Consider the following 13935-nt stretch of genomic DNA (forward strand, 5'->3'; position numbering starts at 1 on the left):
ACAAAATAGCTGTGTCATTATTCGACTGGTTTGCTGATAGAAGGAAAGGCCAATTTGTTGGCAAAGTTACTCAGGAATCTGAAGAAAGTGATGGACTATGGGAAAAATGTCCAGAATGTGGACAAGTAGTTTATAGAAAAGATTTAATAGATAATTGTAGCGTTTGTAGTAATTGCGGCCATCACAATCGAATAGATAGCAAAGAGAGAATAAGACTAATTACTGATCCAAGCACATTCAAATCAATCAATAATCATTTAACACCAGTTGACCCACTAGGTTTTAAAGATCGACGAGCTTACGCAGATAGGTTAAGAGAAAGTCAAGCGAGCACTGGACTTAAAGATGGAGTATTAACAGGGACATGTGAAGTAAATTCTATTCCTATGGCATTGGCCGTAATGGATTTCAGATTCATGGGTGGCTCAATGGGATCTGTTGTAGGAGAGAAGATCACACGGCTTATCGAACACTCAACCAAAGAAAAATTGCCATTGCTAATTGTTTGTGCATCGGGTGGTGCTCGAATGCAAGAAGGGATGCTGAGCCTAATGCAAATGGCAAAGATTTCAGGAGCCCTTGAACGACATAGAGACGCTCAATTGCTCTACATGCCTTTACTTACCCATCCCACCACTGGAGGAGTAACTGCTAGTTTTGCAATGCTTGGAGATTTAATACTTGCAGAACCAAAAGCACTGATTGGTTTTGCGGGGAGAAGAGTAATTGAACAAACACTGAGAGAGAAACTTCCAGATAATTTCCAAACTGCGGAATATCTTCAAGATCATGGTTTCGTAGATACCATTGTACCAAGAACGGAACTTAAAGAAACTTTGACAAAGTTACTTCGATTACATAAGACAGAAGAGGCAAAGTTACAAACTAATGTTTAAAATAAATCAAAAGATAAAAAAAAATAAATTTGATTTTCTCTTAAATATATTAGTATTAATATTTGTAATTTTATTCAATAGGACAAATATAGTTTATGGAGCAATTACTAATTGGGTTGAAGTTAGTCAAACGCCTGCTGGAGTTCAATATTTAGATAAAGATAGTATTAATATTGAAGAAAAAGGAATAATAGAAATAACCACAAAATACATAAAAATCGACTCTAGTAATTCAAAGGAAATAGAGGAGAATATTTTTATAATGAAAATCAATTGTATGACTAATAAATTTAAGGATATTTCAGTTAATGGTAAAAAGAATTTATCCGCAAAATGGGAAGACCCTAATGGGGATAAACTATTAGATGATGTAATTTCAGATAGCTGCGAAAATGTTTAAACTCATCAATTATTTACAAGAATGATCAATACAGATCATCAGCTACGCATAGCAATTGCAGGACTAGGTTTCGGTGAAAGTGTTCATATTCCTGCATCATTATCTAATAAGAATATTGAGCTTGTGGGATTGTGGCATCCTCGGCCAGAAAGGCTTAAAGAAGCCTGCAATAAGCACAATCTTCGTGCCTATGAAACCTGGGAAGATTTAGTCAATGATTCCAAAGTAGATGGAATAATCATAGCTACTCCACCAGCACCCAGATACAAGCTTGCACTAGAGGCAATTAAAGGAGGGAAACATCTTTTACTAGAAAAGCCAACTTGCTTAAACCCTGAAGAAGTAAAAGAGCTTCAAAGAAATGCCCTAAAAAGAAATTTAAAAATAGCTGTCGATTACGAATATCGAGCGGTTCCTCAGTTCATGCAAGCAAAGCGACTAATTAACGAGAAGAAACTAGATGAACCATATTTTGTAAAACTAGATTGGCTAATGAGCAGCAGAGCGAATCCAGATAGACCATGGAATTGGTATTCAGACGAAGATTCTGGTGGAGGGGTATTGGGCGCGTTAGGTACCCATGCTTTTGACATGATTCATTGGCTAATTGGTCCAACTCATTCATTAAGCGCAATAAATTCAACTTCAATCAAACAAAGATTTTGCACCCAATCAAAAACCACTAAAAAAGTGACAAGTGAAGATGTATGCATTTCTCAACTACAAATTAAAAGCATCAATAACAATTTGATACCAGTCCAAGTAAATCTCTCTGCCGTAACAAAACAAAGCAGGGGTTTTAGTCTAGAAATTTATGGGAGCAATGGAACTCTTATTCTTAGCAGTGACAATCAGAACGATTATGTACACGGATTTGGGCTGTGGTTCTCAACTAAGGAAGAAGTTCTGAAAAGTATTCAGCCAGATTCAGATCTTTCTTTTTCAAAAATTTGGACAGATGGACGAATTGCCCCAGTAGCAAGAATACAAAACTGGTGGGCTCAAAGCATAAAAGACGGCACACCAGTGATTCCAGGCTTGGCTGAGGGTTTAGCAAGCCAAATTGTTTGTGACAAGGTTAAAGAATCAAACTCGATTGGCATGAAGCTTGAAATCAATTAGAGAAATTCACTAAATAAAAAAAGTTTTAGGTGTAATAAGCCACAAAAAGGGCCTTTGATATGGAATAATCTTAAGGAAATTTTTGTTGCATAAATGGCACTCTCGTACTACGCAGAAGAACTAAAGAAAACAGCAAGTGCCATAGCCCAACCAGGCAAAGGGATTCTTGCTGTTGATGAATCCACTAAAACAGTAGGCAAAAGGCTTGCTTCAATAGGTGTTGAGAACACTGAGGACAACAGAAAAGCATATAGAGGTATGCTTTTCACCACAGAAGGTCTTGGAAACTTCATAAGCGGAGCGATTCTTTTTGAAGAAACTCTTTTCCAGAACCATCCAGATGGTGAGCCAATGGTTAAAAAGCTTGAGAAGCTAGGAATAATTCCAGGAATCAAGGTTGATAAGGGTCTAAGGCCATTAGCCGGTGGACACGATGTAGAAACTTTTTGTTCAGGTTTAGACGGTCTTGTTGAAAGAGCTGCTGATTATTACGAGCAAGGTGCAAGATTTGCTAAGTGGAGAGCAGTGCTTCAAATAACAGACGATGGTTGTCCTTCTAAGCTTTCAATTAGAGAAAATGCTTGGGGTTTAGCAAGATACGCTAGATCAGTACAAGAATCTGGCTTGGTTCCAATTATTGAACCAGAAATCTTAATGGATGGTTCACATTCAATTGAAAAGACAGCAGCAGTTCAAGAAGAAGTAATTAAAGAAGTTTACTTAGCTTGCCAAGTAAACGGAGTACTTCTAGAGGGAACTCTTCTAAAGCCATCAATGACGGTTCAAGGTGCTGACAGCTCAACAAAAGCTGATCCTCAGCAAGTAGCTGAAATGACAATCCGTACAATGGAACGCTGTGTACCTGCAAGTGTCCCAGGTATTACTTTCCTTTCAGGTGGCTTGAGCGAGGAAGCTGCATCAGTTTATTTAAATCTGATGAATAAGATCGATAGAAAAGCTAAGTGGAATGTTTCATTCTCATATGGTCGTGCTTTACAACATTCATGTCTAAAAGCATGGAAAGGCTCGAACACTTCTGATGGACAAAAAGCACTCATAGCTAGAGCTCAAGCAAACTCTGAGGCATCAAAAGGGTTGTATGTTGCTGGTTCTCAGCCTTCTTCTGATGAACAATTATTTGTAGCTGGATACAAGTACTAAGCTAAAAAAGCTAACAAAAAGCTGCTATCTCTCATTTTGATAGCAGCTTTTTTAATGCCTTGATTTATAAATTCAAGAAAGAAGTGTACTAAGAATTGACTTGCCATCAATATTGCCTAAAGCATCATCACAAGCTCTTTCAGGATGTGGCATCATCCCCAAAACATTTCCTTTTTTATTTGTAATTCCAGCAATATCATTGATTGATCCATTTGGGTTATGAGCGTATCTTAGAGCAATAGAATCATCATCCTCCAATTTTTTCAAGACGTCATTGCTACATTGATATCTCCCTTCTCCATGAGCGATAGGTAGTGAAATAAAATCATGTTTTTTATAATTTTTCATCCAAGATGATTTTGTACTTTCAATAGATAAATTTGCTCTATCACAAATAAAATGTAGATTCTTATTTCTTGTTAAAGCTCCATGCAAGAGACCAAGTTCAGTAAGTATTTGAAACCCATTACAAATACCAAGAACTTTTCCACCTTTATCAACAAAAGAGATTAAAGAATTTAAAACAGGTGCGAATCTTGCTATTGCTCCACAACGTAAATAATCTCCGTAACTAAAACCCCCTGGAATGACAATTGCGTCATAACCACTTAAATCAGTAGTTTCATGCCATAGAAAACTTGTAGGAATTCCCAGGCATCCTTGAGTAGCCCACCTGACGTCCCTGTCGCAATTCGACCCAGGAAAAACAATAATTCCGATATTCATTTATTTAGTTTGTAAGAGTTTTCTGTTCATCCTTAAATTCCAAAGACCAGTCTTCAATAACAGGGTTTGCGAGCAATCGATCACTCATTAACTCAATCTTTGATCGAGCTTCCTCCTTATTTGTCGCTTCGATCTCTAGTTCAATAGATTTACCTATTCTTAGTTGAGTAACTCCTTCTATTCCTAATCTCTTAGTAGCTGACCTAGTAGCCTCTCCCGCCGGATCCAAAACAGAAGGTCTTAAATGAACAAAAACTCTTGCTTTAAATAAAGACACTTTTAAAAATCAATGGGATTTCCTACTGCCTTCTCTTAGTTAAACCAAGAAAGAAGGTTACAAAGTTATTGTAGATAATATTTGATAAATTTCTAATTGATCCTTTCTCATTGTTCACTTATTAATCCTTTACCTAGGCATGTCAGACAAGTGTGATAACAATTTGGGCTAGATTTCATATAACCATTACCGCCACATTTATTGCAGGTCTTCAGATTCAAAGCATTGGCAACACTCTGAACTTCATTTTTCTCGGTAGTGGAAACTGCTTGACTCACGACAATAAGTCCGATTAGAAACTATTAGAAAATTGTTTTAAGAGAATTATCTCCTAACTCACAAAGAATCGCGGATAAAAATAAAAATACAACCTATTTTTAATATAAATACAATAATTTGAACCAATTAATTAAAAAGAAGATTCAAAAGCCTTTTTAACACCGCCTTTCAGACTCAAAGAAACTAAATCAATCCCAACCTTAGAAGGTTTCCAAGAATCATCATTCGCGCTCTCAAACCATGAATTAAATCTAGATCCAACCATTTGGATCTGAAGAGACAAAGCCTTACCCTCTATCCAGCATCTCCCTTTTATACGAAGAATTTGATGTTCCGGAACAAGTTTTAAAAGTATTTCTTTCAATAAATCTTGATCAATTGGGAATTCAAATCTTAAATGCTCACTTATTACATCAACATGGTCATGGTCATGGTCATGGTCATGGTCATGGTCATGGTCATTTTTATCTGATCGAGAAATATTGTTTTGTTCTTTGCAAAGGCCGAGAATTACTGAAGGTTCAATTTTTCCATTAGATATTGGCAGAATATTAGTAATTGAATTGCCTTGCTTTTTTACCTCATCCCTAACCAATGAAAAACTTTTTGCAGAGAGCAAATCAGACCTACTAATCAAAACGAGATCAGCAGAAATTAATTGATCTCTAAAAAGATCATTTATTGGAATTAAATGATCCATACTATTATCATTTTTTATTTGTTCATTAATACTTTTTAAATCACCCACTGGACTTCCGTTTGAGAGAGCATATCCATCAACCAAAGTTACGACACCATTAATGAAAACCTTACTTCTTATTGCAGGCCAATTAAGAGCTTGCAGTAAAGGCTTTGGCAAAGCAAGACCACTGGTTTCAATAATGATTCCATCAAGCTGATTAGTTCTAAGGAGCAAGGCTTCCATTGCAGGTAAGAAGTCCTCCTGAACAGTGCAACATAAACAGCCATTATTCAATTCAACTATTCTTTCCTCTACTTCATCATCAGGGCAAAAGCCACAGGTTTTAAGAAGGTCTCCATCAAAGCCTACTGTTCCAAATTCATTAACGACTACAGCTAGACGTTGATGAGATTCACTTAAAAGATGTCTCAAGAGTGTTGTTTTCCCAGAGCCCAAAAACCCAGTAACCACAGTAACTGGAAGACGAATATCATTCATCTTTATATTTGTTCAACAAGTCAGCAACCAAGACTATAGCTTGTATCCTCCTCGGTCTTTGAATTTGTTCCAGAAGCCATAGAACATAGTTCTTTTTGTTGTATTCGACTTATTACCGCATCTGTAAAGTCAGCTCCTTCAATAAGAGCATCTGTGAAGGTACTTTCCATCAATAATGCACCATTGAAGTCGACATCCCTTAAATCAGCTCCTTCAAAATCAGTTGCATATGCCAAAGCGTCATTTAGCTGCGCACCATGCAAATCTGCTCCGTTCAATTTACTATTATTAAACACTGCTCCTGTCAGGTTAGATTCACTGAAATTTATCCCCTTCAGATCTAGTTTTACGAAATCATTTCCACTTAAATCCTGGCTAGACATATCCTGGGAAATATTTAGTTCTTCTTGATTGCGAATCTCAGCAGGCGTTCTAGCAAAAACACTTTGAGCAGGAAAAATCAAAACAAAAATAAGTAATGCAGCAAAAACAATTGCTTTAAAATCAGAGATGAAAGAAGTTTTTTTGTTCATTGGAGCTTAAAAGGACTTTTAACAAGTAATTTAATTATTCACGTTATGGCAAATAGGGCCAAGAATGAATCATGTCAATGAGCTTAAGAGTAATAGTTCCTCCGCACCCACTCATATCACATTGGTTAACTATTTTAAGGAACCCTACTACCCCAGAAATCCTCTATGCAACAGGACTAGAACAACTTGGTACATGGCTCACTTATGAAGCTCTCAGAGATTGGATCCCAAGTAAAAAAGAAGAGATTACTACTTCAGCAGGAACTACTGAATGTTCAATTATTGATCCAAGTATTCCTATTTTGGCAATTCCTTATTTGCCTGCAGGGCTTGAGCTCTTTAGAGGTGCTAGAAATTTAATTCCTAATTCAAATTTGTGTATTGGCGGGCCACCTAAAGAAATTGAGGAAAATGCAGGAATTATTTTTTACATAGATCAAATAACAACCGGTAAACAACTTTTAAAAGATTTAAATCATCTTAAAGATAAAAAAATTGATGCAAGAAGGATAAGAGTGATTACAGCATTAGCAGCTAATCAAGGACTTAAAGAAATCGGTGAAAATATTCAAGATTTGAATATTTATTGTGCTTGTATAGATCCTGAATTAATATCAGAAAGTGAACTATCACCTGGAATTGGTGATCCATCATTACGTATCAAAACCAGAGTCACCTCATCTGACTAGCATTTCAGGAAGTTATTCAAAGCTATGAGCCAATACCGAGATTCAAATTCAGGAAGTTTGGCATCATTAATTAGTGGTGCCGTACTTGGAGCTGCAGGTCTAGCTTGGTGGTTACTTTCTGAAGCCGAGAAAAGGCAAGAGACCAGAAAGCAAAAGGCAATGCTTTATGCACCAAGAATTCAAGATGGCTCTGAGGCAACTGAATTAGAATCAAATACTCTAGGAAATCAAAGCAACGAGCACCTTGAGCAACGTGTTGAACAGCTTAATTCGGCAATAGCAGACGTACGGAAACAATTAGAAGACCTGGGATCTTCTAATTAATTCTAATTTTTAAACAATTAAATAGAAATCCAATGCTTAGATCAAATGCGATAACACAGGGTATTCAACGGTCACCGAACAGAGCAATGCTTAGAGCTGTTGGCTTTGATGATAATGACTTTAATAAGCCAATCATTGGAATCGCTAATGGTCACAGCACAATAACCCCATGCAATATGGGATTAATGGATCTGGCCAATAGAGCAGAGGCCGCTTTAAAAGAGGCTGGTGCAATGCCTCAAACATTCGGGACAATAACTGTTAGTGACGGCATCTCTATGGGAACAGAAGGGATGAAATATTCATTGGTTTCAAGAGAAGTTATTGCTGACGCAATTGAGACAGCTTGCAATGCTCAAAGCATGGATGGTGTATTAGCAATAGGTGGATGCGACAAAAACATGCCAGGCGCAATGTTATCAATGGCAAGAATGAATATACCTTCAATCTTTGTTTACGGAGGAACAATTAAACCTGGGAAATTAGACGGTTGCGACCTAACCGTAGTTAGTTCTTTTGAAGCTGTCGGTCAATTAACAAGTGGGAAAATCGATGAAGATCGTTTAATAGCAGTAGAAAAAAATGCTATCCCTGGTCCTGGTAGTTGTGGTGGCATGTTCACTGCAAACACCATGTCTGCGGCAATTGAAACGATGGGTTTTAGTTTGCCATTTAGTTCAACAATGGCAGCTGTAGATGATGAAAAAGCAGAGAGCGCTGCCAAGAGTGCTCAGGTGCTTGTCAATGCAGTTAAGAACAACATCAGACCATTAGATTTACTCACAAAAAAAGCCTTTGAGAATGCGATCAGTGTCATCATGGCTGTTGGTGGCTCAACAAATTCTGTCCTTCACCTACTTGCAATAGCGAGGACTGCAGGAGTTGATTTAACAATCGATGACTTTGAACGTATAAGACAAACTGTTCCTGTAATTTGCGACCTCAAGCCAAGCGGTAAATACGTAACTGTAGACTTACATCAAGCCGGGGGGATTCCTCAAGTAATGAAATTACTCCTCGATGCAGGAATGCTTCATGGAGAATGCAAAACTATTGAAGGTAAAACAATTAAAGAAATTCTTAGAGATATCTCCTCAAAGCCCAAAGAAAATCAAGATGTTATCAGAGAAATATCAAATCCTATTTATAAAAAAGGACATCTAGCTATTCTCAAAGGAAATTTAGCTAGTGAAGGAAGTGTCGCAAAAATCAGTGGGGTCAAAACTCCTGTTTTAACAGGGCCTGCAAGGGTTTTCGAGAGTGAAGAAGAATGCTTAGCTGCAATTCTAGACAATAAAGTCAAAGCTGGTGATGTAGTAGTCGTTAGATATGAAGGGCCTGTCGGAGGACCAGGGATGAGAGAAATGCTCTCTCCAACTTCAGCAATTGTAGGTCAAGGGTTGGGAGAGAAAGTTGCACTAATTACAGACGGCCGATTTAGTGGGGGATCATATGGATTAGTGGTCGGCCATGTTGCTCCAGAAGCAGCAGTTGGAGGAACAATTGGGTTGGTAGAGGAAGGAGACAGTATTACTGTTGACGCTAATAAATTGTTAATTCAGTTAAATGTTGAAGACCGAGAACTAGCTAGAAGGAGAGAGAATTGGAAGAAGCCAAAGCCTAGATATAAGACAGGCATTCTTGGGAAGTATTCCAGACTAGTAAGTTCATCAAGCCAAGGAGCTACAACCGATCAAATATAGTTCAGTTTAACGAAGCCTTAAAAACTGTCCTGAGTCTTCTCGCAAGGGACTCAAAAAGTTTTCCATATGAAGGCGATTCGCATTGAACACCAGAAGAGCTATCCATCCAAACAGCATGCTTACCTTGCCATAATATTGGCCTATCAATCAATGATTTCCAAGATATAGTCATGTTTACATCATTCCCACTTTTATACACTTCAAGTTCAATATCCATAGATTCTTCTCTTTCGCCGTCTATATTTCTAGATTGAATTTTAAAAATCAATTCATCAAGCTCATTATCATCATCTAATTGATTTTCTAAAAAAACAGAATGAACGTATGGCTTCATACAAAGGTCTGCTGCTTTGGCAACTTCAGCTATCAAGCTATCTTTTGAATCAGGAGTATGCACTAATTGACTTAATTAAGACTTTAATAGGACCAGCAGAAAATCCTGAGTTCATTTTGCCTGGCTGACCAAATTTTGAATGGAGAACTTGAAATCTATTGATACATGTGGGATCAAAACTAAGAGGTAGTCGAACAGGCTTTGCACGACGAGCTGGTTCAAAATCTTTGAAAGGTATTTTTAATCTACTAACTCCATTTTTCTTTGTAGGTATTGATGCAACCCAACGAATATCACCTTTTAGAAGATTTGATAGTGATAAAGGTTTCTTATCACAAGCAATCGCAAATTTCAATGTTCTCCCTTCTCCTTCAACGTCAAGAATTAATCCGGTATATTTGGAAAGATTAAAAGGCTTATCAAAAATTGGAGAGCGGCAACTAACAAAGCCACCGCCTTCTTCTACTAAGTTACCCTCAAGAAATAAGCCTTTCTCTGAAGAACGGCACTTTGCAAGACTTGATCCGCCCATAATTGTGTCATTCAGAGATTTCCAATCTGAAAATTCTGAACCCTGTATGAGAGGAGTTATTGAGATTTCAGTCGGGGGTGAATCAGGAATCAATTAAGAAGTATGCTCTACTCATACAATAATCTAACTAGGAAGATGGGTAAGCATCTTTATCAGCCAAGACAACAATTTCAGAGTTTGGTGAAACTAATTTTGCGGGTGTTCGCTCCCAAGATTCTGATTGATCAAGTAGACGTTTAAGAGCCGTTTGTTTAGCAGGTCCACTGATTAGGAAGACCACATTTTCTGCTGAACTGAGTAATTTACTGGTAAAGGTAATTCTTTTATGACCTTTACCTTCGCCAACAGTTATTAGGCTATCTCTTTCAAATAATGCATCCGAACCAGGGAAGAGGGAGGCTGTATGACCATCATCCCCCAAGCCCAATAAAATTAAATCAAATTTTGGTGGATCCCCATCCATATTATTTTTCAAAATTTTTTCATAATCTTTAGCACTATCCTCTGGCGAAGCTAATTCAACGGTTGAAACACTAAAAAATGATGCCTGTAGAGAAGGGTTACCTTCTTTAAATAATGAATTATTCAATAGAAAGCAATTACTATCTTGAGATTCATTTTCAACCCATCTTTCATCTCCAAGAAACAAATCGACGTTCATCCAATCAATATTTTTTTTACCCAATAAAGAATAAGCAGCCTTAGGAGTTGAACCACCGCAAAGGGCAATTTTTGCTTTATTTTTAGTTTTTAAAGTTGACTCTAGAATCTGAGCAATCAAATCAGAGGCAGCTTGAGCGAGAGAGTTCTTGTCTTCTGAAACTTGAATTTCATATTTAGTCATTAGTATCAATCAATCCATTCAGTGTGAAATGATCCAGCTTTGTCTAGGCGCTCATAAGTATGAGAACCAAAACAATCTCTCATTGCCTGAACCAAGTTTTGGGGAAGTCTAGAGGTTCTAAAGCTATTTAAATAATCAAGAGTGCTACTTAAACATGGAACTGGAATTCCAGCATTAGCAGCAGCAGAAACAACCTGAGTCAAACCAGAAAGACAATTATTTACCTGTTCAGCAAACCAACTATCTAGAATAAGATTGCTTAACTTCGGATCTTTCTTAAATGCATCCTGTATACGACTCAAAAGAGTAGACCTTATTATGCAACCACCTTTCCATATTTGAGCTATGGAGGGCATGTCAAGATCGTAATTATATTCATCAGAAGCAAGTCGCAAAATATCCATACCTTGGGCATAGCTAGCTATTGTAGCCAATACAACTGCATCCATAAGCAAGGGCATTCCTTCAGAAGGCTTTCCAAAATCCACAAACGAAGCCTTATTGCCGTTCAAAATTGTTTCTGCATAATTTCTTTGATCTTTCATCGAGCTCATAACTCTTCCATTCAAAGATGCATAGATAGTTGGGACAGAAGCTCCAAGTTCAAGCGCGCTGACAACTGTCCACAAGCCAGTACCTTTTTGACCCGCCTTATCCATTATCTTTTCAACAAGATCGGAACTATCATCAGGATCCTTAACTCGTAAACATGCCTCAGTAATTTCAACAAGATAGGAGGAAAGTTCTTCAGTCTTATTCCAATAGCCCATAACAGATGCCATCTCATCACCACTCATTCCACTAACTCTCTTCATTAAGTCATAGGCCTCAGCCAAAATTTGCTCAATGCCATATTCGATTCCGTTGTGAACGGTCTTAACAAAATGTCCTGACCCCCCTGGGCCGATATAAGTCACACAAGGTCCATCTTCAACCTGCGCTGCCATTTTATTCAACAAACCCTCTATGGCGTCGTAAGAAGTCTTTGTCCCACCAGGCATCATGCTAGGCCCTTCCAATGCACCCTTCGCCCCTCCTGATACACCCATCCCAATGTATCCAAAACTCTTGCTCTCAAGTTCTTTTACTCTTCTTTCTGTATCCATAAATTGGGCATTTCCACCATCGATGAGCAAGTCACCTTCCTCGAGGAAAGGCGAAATCTGATTAATGACAGCATCAGTAGCTGCTCCAGCCTTAACCATCATCAAAACTCTTCTTGGACGCTCCAACTTTGATACAAATTCCTGAAGATCCTTCGCTCCTTGAATTGATTTATTTAATCCTCTGCCTAAAAGAAAATCTTCTGTTTTTTGATAAGTACGGTTATAGACCACACTAGAAAAACCATTTCGCTCTGCATTAAGAACAAGGTTCTCTCCCATTACTCCAAGACCGACTAATCCAAAATGTGCCTTGGTCATTAAGTTAATAAATTTATACTTGAGTTAGTGTGACGACTGTGGAATCATTTCGCTGCGTTAAATAGCTCAATGTCAGGGATGAAGGATTCTTTAAAAAATATTTGATAATAAAATCTTGAAAAAATTAGGCATATTAAATTTCTAGGTCATTAAATAAAAATCAAATAATAGTTCCATCTGGAATTGTGGCATTTTTGACGATAACAACTATTCCATTACGAATATAAAAACCTTGATCTGCCCTATCAGCCTCTTCCACGTTATCTTTATTGACTATTGTCACATTGTCACCAATACGAGCGTTTTTATCGAGAATCGCTCTTTTAACAGTTGTACCTTGCCCAACACCTAAAGGTATCCCCCCCCCATTTCTTAGAGCAATTCTCTCTTCATAAGATTCGTAAAAATCAGATCCCATAACTAGGGTTTCGTTTAATACAACGTCACTTTCAATACGACTCCTAACTCCCAATACACAATGGTGAATACTACAAGATTTAAGTATTGATCCCTCGGAAACTATTGAATCGGTTATTTGCGTATCCACAATTTTTGAAGGTGGCAAATATCTAGGCCTTGTATAGATAGGGAACTTCTCATCATAAAAACTAAATGGAGGAGTTGGTTGCTGAGTTAAAGCTAAATTTGATTCAAAGAATGCACCAATAGTTCCTATATCCTCCCAGTAATCATTAAAAACATAACTTTTAAGCTTGTCTCCTCTTCCTAAAGCTTCAGGAATGATTTCTTTCCCAAAATCTGTATAAGAAGGAAATTTATTTAATAAGTCAAAAAGAGTGGAGCGACTAAAAACATAAATACCCATCGAAGCTAAATAAGGTTTTTCTCTTGCTTCACTTCCCTCCAAACCAAACCTAGAAGTATCTACAGCCATTGCTTTCAATGAATCACCCGTTGGTTTTTCGCGAAATTCTTTAATATTGCCCGATTCATCAGTACGCATCAACCCAAATGCTTCAGCTTGCGCTGAATCAACTGGCAAAGCGGCAACCGTTAAATCAGCACCTGTTTTTCTATGCTGTTCAACAAATAAGCTGTAATCCATTCTATAAAGCTGATCTCCAGAGAGAATCAAATATTCATCAACATCCCACTCTTGAAAAAGCCATTGATATTTCCTTACAGCGTCAGCAGTCCCCTCAAACCAAGATGGCGTTTCTGGTGTTTGCTGAGCGGCTAAAACCTCTACGAAACCTTGGCCAAAAGGTCCGCTTAGATTATAAGTCTGAGCAATATGCCTGTTTAGTGAAGCGCTATTGAATTGCGTAAGAACATACATTTTACTGATGTCCGAATTTATGCAATTACTTATTGGAATATCTATTAGTCGATATTTACCCGCTAATGGAACCGCGGGTTTTGCTCTCATTTTTGTCAATGGATAGAGGCGTGATCCTTTTCCACCGCCAAGAATGATGGCAAGTACTCTCTTCATGAACGCACTATTAATCGGCTATTCGGAGCAAACCTACTGGATAGAGTGCTCATTA

At 37.7% G+C, this 13935-nt stretch carries 17 protein-coding genes; 7 read left to right on the top strand and 10 right to left on the bottom strand.

All coding sequences use genetic code 11. The features are described 5' to 3' along the window. The first annotated feature begins 11 nt into the window (after positions 1-11). The 4 genes from accD to SIB75_RS06895 all read left to right on the top strand — a co-directional run bounded on the left by accD (position 12) and on the right by SIB75_RS06895 (position 3579). Positions 12-896 carry an acetyl-CoA carboxylase, carboxyltransferase subunit beta gene (gene accD / locus SIB75_RS06880; RefSeq protein ID WP_413682561.1) on the top strand — a complete coding sequence of 295 codons (885 nt, stop codon included), beginning with the start codon at positions 12-14 and terminating at the stop codon, positions 894-896. Beyond that, on the top strand, positions 889-1296 hold the full coding sequence (locus SIB75_RS06885) for a hypothetical protein (RefSeq protein WP_413682562.1): 408 nt from the start codon (positions 889-891) through the stop codon (positions 1294-1296). The genes accD and SIB75_RS06885 overlap by 8 nt, the downstream gene beginning before the upstream one ends. A 21-nt stretch (positions 1297-1317) precedes the next feature. Beyond that, positions 1318-2418, top strand: a complete 1101-nt coding sequence (locus SIB75_RS06890) for a Gfo/Idh/MocA family protein (protein WP_413682563.1) — start codon at positions 1318-1320, stop codon at positions 2416-2418. A 93-nt stretch (positions 2419-2511) separates the two neighbouring features. Then, positions 2512-3579 carry a class I fructose-bisphosphate aldolase gene (locus SIB75_RS06895; protein WP_011823524.1) on the top strand — a complete coding sequence of 356 codons (1068 nt, stop codon included), beginning with the start codon at positions 2512-2514 and terminating at the stop codon, positions 3577-3579. Between the two features lie 72 nt (positions 3580-3651). Here SIB75_RS06895 and purQ read toward each other — a convergent pair whose 3' ends face one another. The 5 genes from purQ to SIB75_RS06920 form a co-directional block, all read right to left on the bottom strand. Then, positions 3652-4305: a phosphoribosylformylglycinamidine synthase subunit PurQ gene (gene purQ / locus SIB75_RS06900; protein ID WP_413682564.1), complete on the bottom strand. Its 654-nt coding sequence runs from the start codon at positions 4303-4305 to the stop codon at positions 3652-3654. 4 nt (positions 4306-4309) lie between these two features. Then, complete coding sequence (gene purS, locus SIB75_RS06905) at positions 4310-4582, bottom strand: phosphoribosylformylglycinamidine synthase subunit PurS (protein ID WP_413682565.1); 273 nt, start codon at positions 4580-4582, stop codon at positions 4310-4312. Positions 4583-4689: 107 nt separating this feature from the next. Next, positions 4690-4860 (bottom strand): hypothetical protein, encoded by a 171-nt coding sequence (locus SIB75_RS06910; protein ID WP_413682566.1) that lies wholly within the window; start codon positions 4858-4860, stop codon positions 4690-4692. Between the two features lie 131 nt (positions 4861-4991). Continuing rightward, positions 4992-6041: a cobalamin biosynthesis protein CobW gene (cobW, locus tag SIB75_RS06915; protein WP_413682567.1), complete on the bottom strand. Its 1050-nt coding sequence runs from the start codon at positions 6039-6041 to the stop codon at positions 4992-4994. 20 nt (positions 6042-6061) lie between these two features. Further along, entirely contained in the window at positions 6062-6574 is a 513-nt protein-coding gene (locus SIB75_RS06920) for a pentapeptide repeat-containing protein (RefSeq protein WP_413682568.1), read from the bottom strand. 71 nt (positions 6575-6645) lie between these two features. Between SIB75_RS06920 and SIB75_RS06925 the strand changes: the two genes are divergently transcribed. From SIB75_RS06925 to ilvD, 3 genes are read left to right on the top strand one after another with little or no spacing between them, the layout of a single operon-like run. Beyond that, positions 6646-7263 (top strand): uracil phosphoribosyltransferase, encoded by a 618-nt coding sequence (locus SIB75_RS06925; RefSeq protein ID WP_413682569.1) that lies wholly within the window; start codon positions 6646-6648, stop codon positions 7261-7263. 24 nt (positions 7264-7287) lie between these two features. Further along, positions 7288-7587, top strand: coding sequence for a hypothetical protein (locus SIB75_RS06930; protein WP_413682570.1), 300 nt, complete (start codon positions 7288-7290; stop codon positions 7585-7587). A 32-nt stretch (positions 7588-7619) separates the two neighbouring features. Next, on the top strand, positions 7620-9290 hold the full coding sequence (ilvD, locus tag SIB75_RS06935; protein ID WP_413682571.1) for a dihydroxy-acid dehydratase: 1671 nt from the start codon (positions 7620-7622) through the stop codon (positions 9288-9290). 1 nt (position 9291) lies between these two features. Here the strand turns inward: ilvD and SIB75_RS06940 are convergent, their stop codons facing one another. The 5 genes from SIB75_RS06940 to SIB75_RS06960 all read right to left on the bottom strand — a co-directional run bounded on the left by SIB75_RS06940 (position 9292) and on the right by SIB75_RS06960 (position 13880). Further along, positions 9292-9687 (bottom strand): coat protein, encoded by a 396-nt coding sequence (locus tag SIB75_RS06940; protein WP_413682572.1) that lies wholly within the window; start codon positions 9685-9687, stop codon positions 9292-9294. Continuing rightward, the gene (locus SIB75_RS06945; RefSeq protein ID WP_413682573.1) at positions 9674-10249 is read right to left on the bottom strand and encodes a CIA30 family protein; all 576 of its coding nucleotides are present in this window, start codon (positions 10247-10249) and stop codon (positions 9674-9676) included. Before SIB75_RS06945 ends, SIB75_RS06940 begins: the two co-directional genes overlap by 14 nt. Before the next feature lie 34 nt (positions 10250-10283). Next, complete coding sequence (gene pgl, locus SIB75_RS06950) at positions 10284-11000, bottom strand: 6-phosphogluconolactonase (RefSeq protein ID WP_413682574.1); 717 nt, start codon at positions 10998-11000, stop codon at positions 10284-10286. Between the two features lie 5 nt (positions 11001-11005). Next, entirely contained in the window at positions 11006-12424 is a 1419-nt protein-coding gene (gndA, locus tag SIB75_RS06955) for an NADP-dependent phosphogluconate dehydrogenase (RefSeq protein ID WP_413682575.1), read from the bottom strand. Positions 12425-12584: 160 nt separating this feature from the next. Beyond that, positions 12585-13880 carry a glucose-1-phosphate adenylyltransferase gene (locus SIB75_RS06960; protein ID WP_413682576.1) on the bottom strand — a complete coding sequence of 432 codons (1296 nt, stop codon included), beginning with the start codon at positions 13878-13880 and terminating at the stop codon, positions 12585-12587. Positions 13881-13935: the final 55 nt, after the last annotated feature.

It is taken from the genome of Prochlorococcus sp. MIT 1011, from assembly GCF_047305235.1.
Taxonomy (GTDB): domain Bacteria; phylum Cyanobacteriota; class Cyanobacteriia; order PCC-6307; family Cyanobiaceae; genus Prochlorococcus_B.